Origin of the sequence: Rhizocola hellebori (assembly GCF_016862955.1) — a bacterium.
GTDB lineage: Bacteria > Actinomycetota > Actinomycetes > Mycobacteriales > Micromonosporaceae > Rhizocola > Rhizocola hellebori.
The window spans coordinates 79,868-95,894 of record NZ_BONY01000024.1; the positions used below are offsets into that span (position 1 = coordinate 79,868).

Here is a 16,027-nt window from a genome sequence, read left to right on the forward strand (position 1 = left end):
GGTCCCTTCTAACAGACTGGGTAGTAGGGGCAGTCCCCGACGTACCAGCCGCCACAACTCTTGACACAGTTGCAGTTCTCCGAACACCAGCGCCGCCACGCGACGCCGCCGGAACACTTGCATTCGTAGTAGCCGCCCCGGCACTGGCACGCGCTGGCTTCCTTGCGCGGCACTATCGCGCTGAGCAGCCGGTCTCCGAACTGGTTGAGCAGTTCAACCATCCGGTCCTCCTCTGAAAGAAGTGGATGTTGCTCTTGCTGATCAGCGTGCCAGGCGGGGCTAACAACGGGCTTCGCATCGACTACCGGCGTTGCCACTAGGCTCGTAAGCATGGGGGAGGCGGAGACCGGCAGCCTGGTGGAAATCAGGCTTCTGGGCGTGCCTGAGCTGCTGATCGACGGGAAATCGCGGCCGCTGGCCCCGATGGAGCGTGGCGTGCTCGCCGTGCTGGCGCTGGTGCCGGGCCGGGTCGTGACGGTGGAGAAACTGATCGATTCGCTATGGGCGGTGGCGGCCGCCTCGGCGCGAACCCGGATCCATGTGCTGATCTCCGCGCTGCGCCGCAAGCTGGCCTGTGAGGTGATCACCTCGGTGGCCGCGGGCTATATGTTGCGCGCCGACAGCGTCCAGGTCGACCTGTGGGGCTTTGACGAGCGGGTGGCCCAGGCGAGCCGTGCCATCGCCAGCGGCGGGCACGAGCAGGCGGGCGACCTGTTGCAAAACGCGCTGGGCCGGTGGCGCGGGGCCGCACTGGCCGGCCTGGACATGCCCTTCGCGCGGGCCGCGCGGTCCGAATTGGAGGAACGGCGGCTGCTCGCGCTCGACGAGCGAATCGCCTGCGATCTGGAGCTGGGCCGCCATGATCGGCTGATCGGGGAGCTGACGGGCCTGGTGGCCGAGCATCCCCTGCGCGAACGCCTGCGCGGGCATCTGATGCTGGCGCTGACCCGCGCTGGCCGCCATGTGGACGCGCTGGCGCAGTTCCGCTCCTATACCGCCCACCTCAACGACGAGTACGGCCTCGAGCCCAGCAGCAGACTCAGAGAGCTGCACGCCTCGATTCTTCGCGACGACTGCCCGCCCGTCGGCCCCTCGCCCGCGGCACAGGCCACCTCACCCGCCGCGCAGGGTGTCTCGCCTGTGCCGCAGGGCGTCTCGTCTGTGTTGCAGGGCGTCTCGCCTGCGGTGCTGCCTGTGCCGGCGCAGCTTCCGGCGGCGCCGGGCGGATTTGTCGGACGCGCCGCGGAGCTGGCCGAGCTGACCCGGCTGGCGCTGGGGCAGGGCGCGCCGCTGCTCGTCATCGCGGGCGCGGGCGGGGCCGGGAAAACCGCGCTGGCACTGCATTTCGCGCACTCCGTCGCGGAACACTTCGACGGCGGGCAGTTCTATGTGGACCTTCACGGCTGGGCCGACGACCCGCCGCTGCCGCCGCTGCACGCGCTGGGCGCGTTCCTTCGTGCCCTCGGTGTCCCCGGCGACCGCATTCCGCTGGCCACCTCGGAGGCGGCGGCCTTGCTGCGCAGCCATCTGCACACGCGGCGGGTGCTGGTCCTGCTGGACAACGCCGCGTCGCCCGAGCAGGTCCGGCCGCTGCTGCCCGGCAACCATTCGTCCCTGGTGCTGGTGACCAGCCGGGCCAGCCTCGGCGGGCTGGCCGCGTCCAACGGGGCGGTAAGGGTCGCGCTCGGCCCACTGTCCGATGTGGAGGCTATCGACGTCCTGGGCGCGGGGATAGCACCGGATCGCCGCGATCGGGAGGCCGTGGCCCTGGCCGAGGTGGCCCGGTTGTGCGGTGGGCTGCCGCTTGCCCTTCGCCTCGCGGGCATCCAGATCGCCGACGATCCCGCCCGTTCCGTCGCCGGCTTCGCCGAGCGACTGCGGCAGGGCGATCCGCTTTCACGCCTGGCGATCCCGGGCGACCCGCAGGCCGCGGTGGCCAACGCCTTCCGCCTGTCCTACCTGCGGCTGGACCCGGCGTGCCAGCGCACGTTCCGCGCGCTCGGCGCGGTGCCCGGGGCCGACGCCGCCACCGCCACGGTGGCCGCGGTGACCGGCGACGAGCTTGGCGCGGCCGAGGCAGCCCTCGACCAGCTGGTCGCCGCGCACTTGGTGGACAAGGCGGGGCTTGGCCGGTACACGATGCATGATCTCGTGCGTTCCTACGCCATCTCTCTGTCGCGCCTGGACCTCGCCGAGCTGGCGGCGGCCCGGCACCGGCATTGGTGTCACCAGCTGGCCATGGCCGACGCCGCCGCCGCGCGGCTGTATCCCCACGCTGGGCGGCTGGCGTTGCCCGACGGGCTGCCGGCGCAGTCTTTCCCTGACGCCCCAAGCGCTCTGGCCTGGCTCGATGCCGAAAGAGCCAACCTGGTATCGCTGGTGGCCGACGCCGCCACCCATCCCGAGGGCCGCGGCTTCGCCTGGCTGATCGCCGACCGGATGCGGGTCTACCTGTGGCACGCCCACCGGGCTCAGGAGTGGCTCGCCGTGGCCGGCAACGCACGGGCCGCCGCAGAAGCCGCCGGTGACCGGCCGGGCCTGATGGCATCCCTGATCAGCCTGAGTTACGCGCACTTCCTGGCCCGTCAGCTTCCCCAGGCGCTGGCCGCCGCGCACCGGGCGCAAACCCTTGCCGCGCCGGACGACCTTGCGGTGGCCGAGCAGACCCACAACGCCATCGGCAACGTGCACTGGCGCCGGGGCAACCTGCGCCGGGCCGACATCCACTATCGGCGGGCGCTCGCGGCGGCCAGGGCGGCCGGCCGGCCCGAGGTGGTTCTGCTCATCAGCTTGGGAAACATCTGCCTTGAGGCGGGCCGGATCCGGGAAGCCCGCGACATCTACGAGCGGGCAGCGGCGCAGGCCGCTGCCAGCGGAGCGCACACCATCGAAGCGATCAGCCTGGTCAATCTGGCCGTGGCCGAAAAGGAACTGGCCCATCTCGCCGCCTCCGGGCAATGCCTCGACCGCGCGCGCAAGGCCGCCGCGGTCGCCGGGCACGACATCGAAAGCGCTGTGCTCACTGAGCTTTCCTCGGTGTACCTGCGCGCCGGTCTGCTGGACCGGGCGCTCGATCACGCGTCGCGTTCCCTGCTGCACGCGCGGGAGAGCGCCAATCAGGAGGCCGAGACGGCGGCGCTGAACGCGCTGGGCCAGGCGCACCGCGCCCGCGGTGAGGCCGATCTGGCGCGCGAGTGTCACCAGGAGGCGCTGAGGATGGCCCGGATGGCGGATAACCGTTACACCGCAACGGTTGCGCTGCTCGGTGTGGCCGGTGCCGTGCGCGACACCGACCCGGCCCAAGCCTTGCGGCATGCGCAGGAGGCGCTGCGTGAGGCGCGCCGGTTCGGCTACCGGACCCTGCAGGCCGACGCGCTGGCGCTGCTGGCCGAGGCGTTTCTGGCCACCGGCAAGCTCAAGCCCGCCCTGACCAGCGCCCACCATGCGCTGGCGCTGAGCCGCCGTACCGGTTACCAGTACATCGAAGCGAGGTCGGCACGGGTCGCCCGGCGGGCGCGCACGCTGCTGTGAGGTGCGGACGGCGGCCGGGCCGCCGTCCGCGGTGCGGTTCAGCCGAAGTTCAGGGTGATGGATTTGCTCCCGGAACCCGGAATGAAGAAGATGCTGGCATCGGCGAAGCTGTCTCCGCCGAACCAGGCTTCGCCGTCAACGCCCGTGGCGCGGAACTTGACGAACTGGGGGCCGAGCAGGCTCAGGTGCTGCGGCTCGGAGAGGTCTCCGAACGACCATCCCGTCGTATCGCCGGTGAAAGCGTTGTGCGCCACCAGAGTGTCGCCGGATCGGCCCAGGACGGTGGCGGTGACTGCCGTGCCCGCCTTGAACCGGTAGTCGTACGTCGTGGTCGCACCTGCCCTCACCCGAACCGTCTGCGCCAGATGACGATTGGCGGTGTGGCCCGCGAACTGCAGGTTGTCCTGGACGAAGCTCAGCGGCCAGTCATACGGGCCGGCGAAGTCGATGGTGTAGAAGCCGTTTTCGTCCGTGCTGGTGGTGACCGGCCCCCCACAGCAGATCGGGTAACCGCCCTGGACCAGGCCGACCCTGGCCGAGGCCGCCGGCTGACCGTCTGGTTTGGTGACCCGTCCGGTGATGGTTCCGGCGCGGTCCATCTTGATGGTCAGGCTCTTGGTCTGCCCCGCACTCAGTGTGATGGACTTGGCCTGCAGCTGGCGACCGGTGCCGCCATGCGGACCCACCCACTGCGCGCCGTAGCCGGGGGCGTTGACCGGTGCGGCGAACACCTGATAAGTACCCGCCTCAAGGAAAGTACGGGTCAGGTGACCCTGCTCGTCGGTGGGCTCGTCGCATTCCGAGTCGATGGTGCCGTCGGTGAGAGTGGTCAGCTGAATACAGACGCCTGGAACCGGAGCGCCGGTCGCCGCGTCGACGGCCGTCACCTCCAACGCAGACGCCGGGACCAGGTCAACGGTCACCTCGGCCTGTGCACCGCCCGTCACCGCAACGGTTGCGGAGCGGGAGTGGTGGCCCTCGCCGAAAATGTTGAGGTTCCGAGTGCCCGCCTGAACGCTCTGGATCAGAAGCGTCCCGGTCTCGGTGCTGCCGCTGCGCGGGAAGATCTCGGCGTAGAACGAGTTGACGGGCGCGCCCGTGAGCGAATCGCGGGCGTGGACAAGCACATCGCCCCGCGGCAGGGCCGTGTCATTGACCGTTGTCGTCGTGTTGGCGGTGACGGTCACCGGATCGGCCCGATAGCCCGGATCGAAAGCGGGCTTGCCGAAGGCCAGCTGATAGATGCCGAGCTCATACTTCTGGAACAACACCTCGTAGGAGGCGGCGAACGCCGAGCCGATGGTCCAGAAACCGTTGGCGTCGGTGGTGGTGCCCGGCCCCGAGCTTCCCCCGATGTGGTTGAGAGTAACCGAGGCGCCGGCGATGGGAGATCCGTCGCTGTCGACGAAGCGGCCGGTCGCCGAACCCCGCGGCAGCAGGGAGTCGTCCACGATCGTCTCCGCGCCGGCTGTCACCGTGTATCTGGTGGCCGTCGGATCGGTGAGCTTCGACTGAGCAAATTGGGTCAAACCGGGGGCCATGCTGAACGTGACCCGGTATTCGGGTCCTGGTTGCAGGCCCTCGGCTCGATAGAAGCCATTGACATCGGTCGTCGTCGTGACGGCACTGGGCCCGTACACGGTGACGAACGCATGGACCACCGGGCTGCCGTTGTCGGTGAGATGACCGGCGATGCTGCCGGTGTCGGCGACCGCCTGAGCCGGCGCGGCGGCGCCAACCGCCACCATCATGAGGCCTGAGATCAGCAGCCCTAATCGTGGTAGTCGAAACTTGCGCATGTAACCCCCTCACACACCTGATCGGGACATGGAAAGGCGGGGTTGATTGCGATGATGACCCCCGTCGATGCGAGAGCGTACCGAACTCGAGCAAGATGCGCGACGCGATATACGCTTTCGCGCATGCGGCGCAAGACGATCATCCATGTCAGTCTGATCGTGACCGGGGTGGTCCTGGTCGCCTCGGCGGGGGTAGTCCTCATCGCGGCCACCCGGCCCGCGATGAGCGTCGCTGCGCGCGACCTCGGTGCGGCCGAGCTCGGCGAGCAGACGGACCCCAGCGCCTCGCCGCAGCCGAGCGCGAGCGCTTCGCCCGGCCAGAGCTGCGGACGGCTCGCCTTCGACAAGCCGAGCGCGGCGTCGCTGCGATCGTCGGCCAAGAAGGCCTTCGCTTTCTACTTCCCGCCCTTCCCGGTGTCCATTGAGAACAAGCCGCCCGACGCCGACAGCTACGCCAAGTGGCAGTTCACCGGGAACGCGTCCGGGCAGTACGACCTGCGGGACCGCCCGATCGCCAGGCCCGCGCGCGGCGGATCCTGGAAGCAACTGGACTTCGAGACCGAGATCAAGCAGGCGATCGCGATCGGGCTGGACGGTTTCATCTGGGAGTATCACACCCACCCGACCGACCAGCGGTGGAACCAGCTGCCGGCGATGCTGGCCGCGGTGAAGGCGGTCGACCCCGGCTTCAGCATCATGCTCAGCCCTGATCTGCCGCAGGGCGCGGACTCATTGCCCGACGGGATCATCTCGGACGTGCTGAAGGTCAAGGATGAGCCGGCTCTGGTGAGAAAGGACGGCGCGATCGTGCTGGCACCGTTCTACCCCGAGCGCAAACCGGCATCGTGGTGGGACGCCGTGGGCACTTCGCTGGCCGCGCAAGGGGTTAAGACCTCGCTACTGCCGCTTTTCCTTGACGGGTCACCGGAATCGCGCGGCGGCGAGTGGAACAACAGCGTGCTGGGTTATTCGAGGTGGGGCAGCGCCTGGGCCGCCAGCGCGGGCTCGATTCCTTCGCACACCGCCCAGGCGCACAACCAGGGCCGCATTTACATGGCGTCGCTGGTGTTCGAGGACACCCGTACCAACACCGGCCAGTTCTGGGAAGCGGGCAACAGCGCCACCCTGCGCGCGACCTGGGAGAAGGCGATCGCGGGCGGCGCTGACTGGGTTTACCTGCGCACCTGGAACGACTATCAAGAGGCGTGGACGGCGCCGTCGCAGGAACGCGGCACGTCGGTGGGGGACGTTGCCGCCTACTACCTCGCCTGGTTCAAGAAGGGCAGCCGGCCGGCGCTCAAACGCGATGCCGTGTACTACTTTCACCGCAGCCACCACACCGGCCTGCCCTACGACACTTCCAAACAGGTCAAGCCGATGAAGCTGACGATGGGCGATCCGATTACCAACGATGTGGAGCTGCTCGGCTTCGTCGCCGCGCCCGGCCAGCTCGTCATCACCCAGGGGTCCGAGGTGCAGACCAAGGACGTGGCCGAGCCGGGCGTGGTCTCGTTCAAGGTGCCGTTGAAGGCTGGGACCACGCCCGTGTTCGAGCTGCGCCGGGGCGGCACCGTGCTCAAAGTGCAGAGCCGCACCCCGATCAGGTCGAGCATTGCGCTGCAGGACTGGATCTACCACGGCGGTGGCGGCACAGCCTGCGTTTGAGTGCACCGTTCGGTTCTAGTTCAGGTTTGGCTCTCTATCCAGCCGTTCGGCTGGAACAGCGCGGCATCGCTGGGCCGGCTTTCATCGAAGAGCACCCCTTGCGGGCCGGTCACCAGTACGGCGTCGACGTAGACGCCGCGGCCGTGCGGGGCCGGTCCGGTGTGGTAGCTCCAGCGCAGGTTGGTGACGCCGGCCCCCAGCTGCGCCGTGGCCCGCAACCATTGCCTGCCTTCGAATCCGGTGAACGTTCCGTCGGTCTGCCAGCTGTATTTGCCCACCTGCAGCGAAAGCGGAACCAGGTGCCAGGTCGTGCCGCCGTCCGAGGACGTCTCCACGGCGCCGCTGTCGGTCTCGGCCGTGTCGTACCACAGATCGAACGACAGCTGCGCGCCACCGGCCGGAACGGCGAGCGGAATGGTGAGCGTGGTCGTGGTGTTGTCGGCTGTCCCGGCGAACCAGGCGGTGCGGCCCTGGGTGGGGCGCACCGGCAGGGCCATCGCCAGGTCGGTGCCGACGGCGGCGCGGGCCGGGTTGATGCTGCCCCAGTTGCGGCTCGGGTGGACCCGGTTGGTGAGCAGAATGACGAACGAATGCGCCAGCGGGTCGATGACGATCGACGTGCCGGTGAAGCCGGTGTGCCCGGCGGTGACCGGTGAGCTTAGCGCGCCCATGTAGCGGCGCTGGTCGAGCTCGAAGCCCAAGCCGTGGTCGTGGGTGGGGAAGGCCTGGTTGTAGTTGGTGAACAGCTCCCGTACCGAATCCTGCGAAAGGATCCGGGCGCCCTGGTATTGCCCGCCGTTGAGCAGAGCCTGCGCCAGCACGGCCAGATCATTGGCGGTGGAGAAGATCCCGGCGTGCCCGGAGACCCCGCCGACGCACAGGGCGTTCTCGTCGTGCACGCTGCCCCACACGATGCCGCGGCCGGTCGACGGCTGGTACTCCTCGGCGGCTATCCGCGGCTTGAGCCGGGCCGGCGGGTTGAACATCGTCTCGGTCATCTTCAGCGGCCCGGTGATGTGTTGCGCGATCACGTGATCGAGGGTTTGCCCGGTGACCGTTTCGATGACCTTGCCCAGCGTCATCATGTTCATGTCGGCGTAGAGGAACGCCACGTTCGGCGGAGTCAGCGGCGCGACCGCGTAGACGGCTGCCCACATTTCGTCGTAGGTGGCATAGGTACACAGTGAAGGGTTTGGGTCAGCGGGCAACCCCGAGGTGTGGGTGAGCAGGTTGAGGATGGTGATGTCGGACTTGCCGTTGGCCGCGAAGGCCGGAATGTAGCGCACCACCGGGGCGTCGAGCGCGATCCGGCCGTCCTGGATGAGCTGCACGGCGGCGATCGCGGTGAACAGTTTGGTCATCGAGGCGACATCGAAGATGGTGTCGCGCTGCATCGCAATCCACTGGTCGGGCGGGATCTCGGTGGGGGCATCGTTGAGATAGCGCAGCGCGTAGCCGACCACGTCATGCGCGACGATCACGCCGTCGTGGGCCGCCAGCGCGACCGCGCCGGGATACATCGGATACGTCGGCGACGGCCGCAGGAAACGAGCGATGTCGACGGCGATCTGGTCGATGTACCGGGGAACCAGCCCGGCCTGCTGTGCTGTCCCGTAACGCAGCGTCTGCGGCGGGCGCGCGAACTTGATGTCGGCACCGGTAACCGTGGGCGGCCCGCTGACCGGTGCGGCCACCGCGCCCGACTGGGCGAGGACGGCAAGGCCGACGGCGGCGGCGACGCCCGCCATGGCACGCACCAAACGTCCACAAAACATCGACGGCTCCGCGTTCAAACTAGATGGGTGCCTCTCGCGTGACGCGCGAAAGCAGTGCGATGCGAAGCCAGCCGGTAGACCGCCCCCATGGCGCTGTACCAGCATAAACAGCTCATATGCCAACCCTTTGCCAGGACACGGCCCGGTCTTGCTGGGGCTTTCTGCGCCGTTTCTGCGCTGTTTCCGCATCGCGCGCCATGGTGGTCCCCAGTTCGCTAGAAGGGGGAGTGGCGTGGGTGCGGTTGCAACAACCGATCCGACTGCCGCCGGATCGGTGATCTCGTTGCCGTCCGGTGGTGGGGCGGTCGCCGGTCTGGGGGAGACATTCACACCGGATCTGTCCAGCGGTGCGGGCAGATTCTCGGTGCCGATCGAGGTACCGGCCGGGAGGCTTGGCGTGCAGCCCGCGCTGGCGCTGCGCTACCAGACCGGGTCCGGCAATGGGCCGTGGGGGCTGGGCTGGGACATGGGCCTGACCGCCGTGATGCGTAAGACCTCCCGTGGCGTGCCCCGCTACGACCCCTCCGACGTGTTCATCCTCTCCGGAACCGAGGATCTGGTACCGGTGGCGGGTTCGACGCCGGGCCGGGTGCGGTACCGGCCCCGGACCGAGGGGCTTTTCGCGCGCATCGAGCACGTGCGGGACGACTCCGGCGACTATTGGGAGGTCCGCACCCGCGACGGCCTGCGCTCACGCTACGGCGAGCCGGTGGCCGATCCCGCCGACCCCGACCGGATCGCCGGGTGGCGGCTCACCGAGGTCCGCGACCCGATGAACAACGTGATCCGGTACGAGTACCTGGCCGACTCCGGACAGCCGCTGATCGAACGGATTTCCTACGCCGACTACGGCGATCCGGCCGCGCCCTCTTTCCTCGTGACCGTCGACTTCGATTATGAGAGCAGGCCCGACCCGTTCTCCACCTACCGCAGCGGATTCGAGATCCGCACAACCCTGCGCTGCCACACGATCCGGGTGTCGACGCATGCGGCCGACGGCGTGGCGCGCACAGCCCGCGAATACCGGCTCGACTACCAGCAGGCCCCCTTCAACGGGGTGTCGCTGCTGACCCGGGTCGGCCTGGTCGGTGTGGACGGGACTGCGCAGGAGCCGATGCCGCCGGTGACGTTCGAGTACTCCACTTTCGATCCGGCCGGCCGCCGGTTCCAGCCGCTGACCGGGCCGGCCCTGCCGCCGGTGCCGTTGAGCCACCCCGCGCTGTCCATGGTGGACCTGCGCGGCGTCGGCCAGCCGGACCTGGTCGAGCTCGGTTCCGCGCAACGGTTCTGGCGCAACGCCGGCGGTGGCCGCTTCGAGGCGCCACGGCCGCTGACCGAGGCCCCGCCCTTCGCGCTTGGCGTCGGCACACAGTTCATGGACGCCAACGGCGACGGACGTCCCGATCTGGTCGTGTCCGCCCCGGCTTCGGCGGGCGGGTTCGGCTACTTCCCAATGTCCTTCGGTGGCGGATGGAGCCGGAATTCGTTTCAGCAGTATAGGCAGCGGCCGAGCGTGGATCTGGCCGATCCCCGGGTGCGGCTGGTCGACCTCGACGGCGACGGCCTGACCGACGTGCTCTTCTCCGGCCGGGTACTGGAGTCCTGGTTCAACGATGCCGACCCCGACCGGGCGTGGGAGAGCCAGGCGTTCACCGGCCTGCCCACCGCGGGTGGTCTGTCCGATGTGGACTTTGCCGATCCCCGGATCAGGATGGCCGACATGACCGGCGACGGGCTGTCGGACATCGTCCTGCTGCGCAGCGGCAACGTCGGCTACTGGCCGAACCTGGGGCACGGGCGGTTCGGCGCGATGATCACCATGCGCACGTCGCCGCGGCTGCCCGACGGGTACGACCCGAGGCGCGTGCTGCTCGGCGATCTCGACGGCGACGGCGTCGCCGACCTGGCCTACCTGGACCAAGGCCGGGTTCTGTTGTGGGGCAACCGTTGCGGCAACTCGTGGACCGAGCAGCCGATCACGGTGGTGGGAACGCCTCTGGTGGACACCGATGCGGTGCAGCTCGCGGATCTGCACGGCACCGGGATGGCCGGAGTGTTGTTCAGCCGGGCCGACGACGGGTCCGGGCGGGCGCATCTGCGGTTCCTGGACCTCACCGCGGGCGTGAAGCCCTACCTGCTGACAGGAATCGACAATCATCACGGTGCTCGCACGGCCGTCCGCTACCGGTCGTCGACCGAGGAGTTTCAGCGCGACCGGTCCCACCCGGTCAACCGCTGGCGCACCACGCTGCCGTTCCCGGTCCACGTGGTGGCGAAGGTCGAGGTGGACGACGCCTTCTCGCACGGCCGGTCGACCGCGGTTTTCCGGTACCACCACGGGTATTGGGACGGCCTCGAGCGCGAGTTCCGCGGTTTCGGCATGGTGGAGCAGATCGACTCGGAGACCTTCGCCGAATCGCCCGGCACGGTCGCGACGGAGCACTTTTCCCCGCCGACCCTCACCAAGACCTGGTTCCATCTCGGGCCGGTGGCCGCGGTGGAAGCGGGCGACTGGACCGAGCTGGATCTGAGCAACGAGTACTGGCCCGGCGACCCGTCGCTGCTGTCTCGGCCGGCCGAGCAGACCTCCCTGCTGCGGGGGCTGAGCCGGGAGGCGCGGCGCTCGGCGCTGCGGGCGCTGCGGGGGCAGGTGTTGCGCAGCGAGCTCTTCGCACTGGACGGCACGCAACGCGCGGACCGGCCTTACACCGTGACGGAGTCGTTGCCGGGCCTGCGCGAGGAGTCGGCGGGGGTCTTCTATCCCTTCGTGCTCGGTCAGCGAAGCACCCAGTGGGAGCGCGGCGACGACCCGCTTACCGTCTTCTCCTTCACGGCGGGTTTCGACCGGTACGGGTTGCCGACCGGAACGCTCGCGATCGCCCTGCCGAGGGGCCGTGCAGCCGATTCCCCCACGGGCGCAAGCTATCTGGCCACGTTCGCCACCACCCAGTACGCGCAGCGCGACGACGCCGGCCACTACCTCGTCGACCGGGTGGCCCGGGCGAGCAGCTTCGAGGTGGTCAACGACGGCACCGCCTCCGTCGAGCAGCTGCGGCGGGCGGTGCTGGCCGGTGAGGCCGGGCGGGCCGGGGCCTCGCTGCGCCTGACCGGGCACACCCGCACCTTCTACGACGGGGAGGCGTTCACCGGGCTGCCGCTGGGTTCGCTTGGCGAGCAGGGATTGCCGACCCGGGTCGAGTCGCTCGCCTTCACCGGCGCGTTCCTCGACCAGCTTTACCCCTCCGGCGGGGGCCGCCCGCGTCCGGTCTACCTCGACCCGGCCGGCCCCACGGTGTGGTCGCCGGAGTATCCGGCGGAATTCCGCGAGCTGCTGCCCGACCTCGCCGGTTACCGGTTTGACGGCGACGATGCCGTGCCCGGCTCACCCGGCGGGTACTACGTGACGACCGCCCGGCATCGCTTCGAAAGCCGCGGCCTGGTGGTGTCCACTATGGACGCGCTGGGTTCGGTGAGCCGGATCGAGTACGACGCGCACGATCTGTTGCCTGTTCGAGCCGTCGATGCTGCTGGGCTGGTGACCGAGGGCGTTTTCGACTACCGGCTGCTGAAGCCGCGTGCGGTCACCAATCCCAACGGCAACACCACCTCGGCCACGTTTTCCCCGCTCGGCCTGGTCACCGCCGTGCACGTGCGCGGCAAGCATGGCGAGGGCGACCGAGACCTGCCCAGTACCCGGATGAGTTATGACCTGCTCGCCTTCGCCGAGCGCGGCCAGCCGATCTCGGTGCGCTGTGAACGCCGGGTGCACCACGACTCGGACGAGGGCGCGCCCGGCGACATGGTGTCCACTGTGGACTTCACCGACGGGTTCGGCCGGCTGCTGCAACGGCGGGCGCAAGCCGAGGACACCCAGTTCGGTGACCGGATCTTCGGCGGCGGGGTGATCCCGGCCGTGGTGGATGTGCCGCCGGTGGGCGACACCGTGGGGCGCACCCGCGCGGAGGGCGACCCCGACAACGTGATAGTCAGCGGCTCACACGTTTACGACAACAAGGGCCGGATCGTGCACAGCTACGAGCCGTTCTTCGGCACCGGCTTCGCCTATGCGGAACCGGCCGGCGATCAGCTCGGGCAGCGGGTCACCAGCTTCTACGACCCGCGCGGCCACACCGTGCGCACGGTGTCGCCCGATGGCAGCGAGCAGCGGGTCGTGTTCGGGGTGCCGGCCGACCTGACCGACCCGGACACCTACGCGCCTACGCCGTGGGAGTCGTACACCTATGACGCCAACGACAACGCCGGGCGCACCCATGGCGATGACACCCAGCCCTACCGCGACCATTGGAACACCCCGACCAGCGTCGAGCTGGACGCGCTCGGCCGGGCGGTGGTCAGCGTGGCCCGTACCGGAGGTGCGGCGGGCGACCGGCTCACCACCCGCGCCGCCTACGACATTCAGGGCAACCTGCTGTCCATCACCGACGCGCTGGGCCGGGAAGCGTTCCGCTACACCGTCGATCTGGCCAAGCGCCGCTGGCGGGTGGAAAGTATCGACGCGGGCCGCCAGGACACCGTGCCGGACGCGCTCGGCCACCCGGTGGAGAGCCGCGACGCACGCGATGTCGTTACCTTGCAAGCATTCGACCGGTTGCACCGGCTGGCCCGGCTATGGGCGCGTGACGATCCGGCGGAGCCGGTCACCCTGCGCCAGCGCCTCGACTACGGCGACGGCGGCGATCCCGGTCAGCCCGCCGCGGAACGGAAGGCGGCCCGCGAAGCGAACCTGCTCGGGTTTCCTGCACGCCAGCACGACGAGGCGGGATTGCTGACCATCGATGCGGTGGATTTCAAGGGCAACGTGCTCTCCTGCACGCGAAGGGTGATCGCCGACGGGCCGGTGCTGGCCGTTTACGAGAAGGCGCCGCAGAACGGCTGGCAGGTGCAGCCGTTCACCGTCGACTGGACCCCGGCGCCTGGGCAGACCCAGGAGCAGCGCGATGCGCTGTTGCTGGAACCGCTGGGCTATCAGACCAACACCCAGTACGACGCGCTGAACCGGGCCACCAGCCACCTGTTCCCGGCCGATGTGGCCGGACAGCGGCGCGAGCTGCGGCCCACCTACAACCGGGCCGGCGAGCTGGAGGCGGTGAGCCTGGACGGCGTGACCTACGTGCAGCGGATCGCCTACGACGCGACTGGCCGCAGAACCCTTGTGGCGTACGGCAACGGCGTGCTGACCCGGTATGCCTACGACGTCAGGTCGTTCCGGCTCGCCCGGCTGCGCACAGAGCACTACACGCTCGCAGGCGAAGCGACCTACCGACCCGGCGGGCCGGTGCTGCAAGACCAGGGCTATCGGTTCGACCTCGCCGGAAACCTGCTCGCGATCGAGGACCGTACCCCCGGCAGCGGCATCCCCGGCAACCCGGCCGCCTTGACGGCCAGCGACCCGATGCTGCGCAAGCTGCTTGGCGACGGCGACGCTTTGGACCGGCGCTTCACCTACGATCCGATCTACCGCCTGCGGTCCGCGACCGGGCGCGAGGCGCAAAGCCCACCGCCCGGCGACCCGTGGACCGACCTGCCTCGGGGCGGCGACGTCACCCGCGCTCAGGCCTACACCGAGAAGTACGACTACGACGCGGCCGGAAACCTGCTCGGTCTGGACAAGGCCGGGGCGGGCGGGTTCACCCGCACGTACACCATGTCGGCCACCAGCAATCGCTTGCAGCAGCTGGTATCCGGTAAGACGCCTTTCGCGTACACCTTCGACGCGAGCGGAAACCTCATCGCCGAGACCACCTCGCGGCACTTCAGCTGGACCCACGTGGATCGGTTGCGCGCCTTCGCCACCCAGACCGCGGGCGCAGAACCGTCAGTGCACGCGCAATACCTTTACGACGCGGCCGGTCAGCGGGTGAAGAAGCTGGTGCGGCGGCAGGGCGGCGCCATCGAGGTCACCCACTACCTCGATGGGGTGTTCGAGCACCACCGCTGGAGCGGCCCGAGGGGCGGAGCCAACAACCACGTACACGTGATGGACGACCAGCAACGCATTGCGCTGGTACGCAGCGGGCTGCCGCATCCCGACGACGCCGGCCCGCCCATCGCCTTCCACCTCGACGACCACGTCGGCAGCTCGACCGTCGTGCTTGACGCCTCGGGCGCGTTCGTCAACCGCGAGGAGTACACCCCCTACGGGGAGACGAGCTTTGGCAGCTACTCGCGCAAGCGTTACCGCTTCCTCGGGCGCGAACGCGACGAGGAGAGCGGCCTGGGCCACCACGGCCTTCGCTACTACCTGCCCTACCTGGCCCGCTGGGCGTCCTGCGACCCGCTGGCGCCGAAGTCGGGGCTCAATGCTTTCCGGTACGCCAAATCATCGCCGATGTGTTTCGCCGACCCGAACGGCGCCGAGGACGTGGAGGTCACCCAGATCGCGCGCGCCTTGCAGGAGGCCGCCAACAACATGGAAAGCGCGTTGCGGCGCAAGCCCAACGAGGGAGCCTCAGCCTTCGGCACCCGGCTGCACGACATCTTCCAGCGGGTCGTCGAGGCCGGAAGCTTCAACTTCCCGAAGATGAACGCATCGCGGATCATCACGGAAGTCGTCATCAGCGCCGACGGTGTGATCCTCGACTTCTCCCGCAAGCCGGGCGGTTCGCCCAAGGACTCGGTCACGGCCGACATCGCGATCCTCAAGAAGGGCCTGTCCAACACCGACCGGCTGGTGGGCCGCAAGGCCTCCGACGTGCTCGCCGCGGGTGTCGACTTCAAGACCGGCAAGGCCCGGCTGCAGACCTATCAGAAGGCATTCTTCAAAGCGCAAAGCGTTCCGTTGTACGAGGTGCGCAGCGAGGGTGATCTGGCCGCCGACATGAAGCGAGCCGCAGCCGCGCCGCGCAACAGCCAGAAGGGCGCGGCCGATCTCGGGATCATGATGACTTTGGCGTCGATCGGCCTCACTGTTCTGCAGTTCCTGGACGACCCGTCGGCGAGAAACGCGGCGGAGATCGCGCAGGGATTGGCCGCCCAGGCGGCGATGGACGCCGTCGCGGTGCGGCTGCTGGGCCGCAGCATCGGCGGGCCGCTGATGTTCTTCGGCGGGATGCGTTCGGACAACGCGCAATACAACGCTCAGATGGAAGAGCAGGAGATGCGCGAGCTCGGGGAAAGAGAGCTGCGGTTCCGGGTTATGGACTATCGCGACAGCAGACCTGACGTGCCCGTCGCCGAGGCAAGGCGAATCATCATTCAAAGCATTCTCGCCGAACACGAAAAGCGCAGACGATAAAG

General features: G+C 68.9%; 6 protein-coding genes. 3 read left to right on the forward strand and 3 right to left on the reverse strand.

Going from position 1 to position 16,027, the window contains the following annotated elements; genetic code table 11:
• Positions 1 to 8: 8 nt before the first annotated feature.
• Entirely contained in the window at positions 9 to 221 is a 213-nt protein-coding gene (locus tag Rhe02_RS20835) for a hypothetical protein (RefSeq protein ID WP_203909962.1), read from the reverse strand.
• A gap of 109 nt (positions 222 to 330) precedes the next feature.
• On the opposite strand from Rhe02_RS20835, the gene Rhe02_RS20840 reads away from it, so the two are divergent.
• Positions 331 to 3,531, forward strand: a complete 3,201-nt coding sequence (locus Rhe02_RS20840) for an AfsR/SARP family transcriptional regulator (protein WP_203909963.1) — start codon at positions 331 to 333, stop codon at positions 3,529 to 3,531.
• A gap of 38 nt (positions 3,532 to 3,569) precedes the next feature.
• Here Rhe02_RS20840 and Rhe02_RS20845 read toward each other — a convergent pair whose 3' ends face one another.
• Positions 3,570 to 5,330 carry a carboxypeptidase-like regulatory domain-containing protein gene (locus tag Rhe02_RS20845; protein WP_203909964.1) on the reverse strand — a complete coding sequence of 587 codons (1,761 nt, stop codon included), beginning with the start codon at positions 5,328 to 5,330 and terminating at the stop codon, positions 3,570 to 3,572.
• Positions 5,331 to 5,453: 123 nt separating this feature from the next.
• On the opposite strand from Rhe02_RS20845, the gene Rhe02_RS20850 reads away from it, so the two are divergent.
• Positions 5,454 to 6,995: an endo-1,3-alpha-glucanase family glycosylhydrolase gene (locus tag Rhe02_RS20850; RefSeq protein ID WP_203909965.1), complete on the forward strand. Its 1,542-nt coding sequence runs from the start codon at positions 5,454 to 5,456 to the stop codon at positions 6,993 to 6,995.
• Between the two features lie 20 nt (positions 6,996 to 7,015).
• Here the strand turns inward: Rhe02_RS20850 and Rhe02_RS20855 are convergent, their stop codons facing one another.
• On the reverse strand, positions 7,016 to 8,743 hold the full coding sequence (locus Rhe02_RS20855) for a serine hydrolase domain-containing protein (protein ID WP_203909966.1): 1,728 nt from the start codon (positions 8,741 to 8,743) through the stop codon (positions 7,016 to 7,018).
• Positions 8,744 to 9,002: 259 nt separating this feature from the next.
• Here Rhe02_RS20855 and Rhe02_RS20860 point away from each other — a divergent pair, with 259 nt between their 5' ends.
• The gene (locus Rhe02_RS20860) at positions 9,003 to 16,025 is read left to right on the forward strand and encodes a SpvB/TcaC N-terminal domain-containing protein (RefSeq protein WP_203909967.1); all 7,023 of its coding nucleotides are present in this window, start codon (positions 9,003 to 9,005) and stop codon (positions 16,023 to 16,025) included.
• Positions 16,026 to 16,027: the final 2 nt, after the last annotated feature.

Excerpts from the sequence above, each read along its gene's own strand:
- Rhe02_RS20850 (WP_203909965.1), top strand. The coding sequence starts at position 5,454 with ATGCGGCGCAAGACGATCATCCATGTCAGTCTGATCGTGACCGGGGTG.
- Rhe02_RS20845 (WP_203909964.1), bottom strand. The coding sequence starts at position 5,330 with ATGCGCAAGTTTCGACTACCACGATTAGGGCTGCTGATCTCAGGCCTC.
- Rhe02_RS20855 (WP_203909966.1), bottom strand. The coding sequence starts at position 8,743 with ATGGCGGGCGTCGCCGCCGCCGTCGGCCTTGCCGTCCTCGCCCAGTCG.
- Rhe02_RS20835 (WP_203909962.1), bottom strand. The coding sequence starts at position 221 with ATGGTTGAACTGCTCAACCAGTTCGGAGACCGGCTGCTCAGCGCGATA.
- Rhe02_RS20840 (WP_203909963.1), top strand. The coding sequence starts at position 331 with ATGGGGGAGGCGGAGACCGGCAGCCTGGTGGAAATCAGGCTTCTGGGC.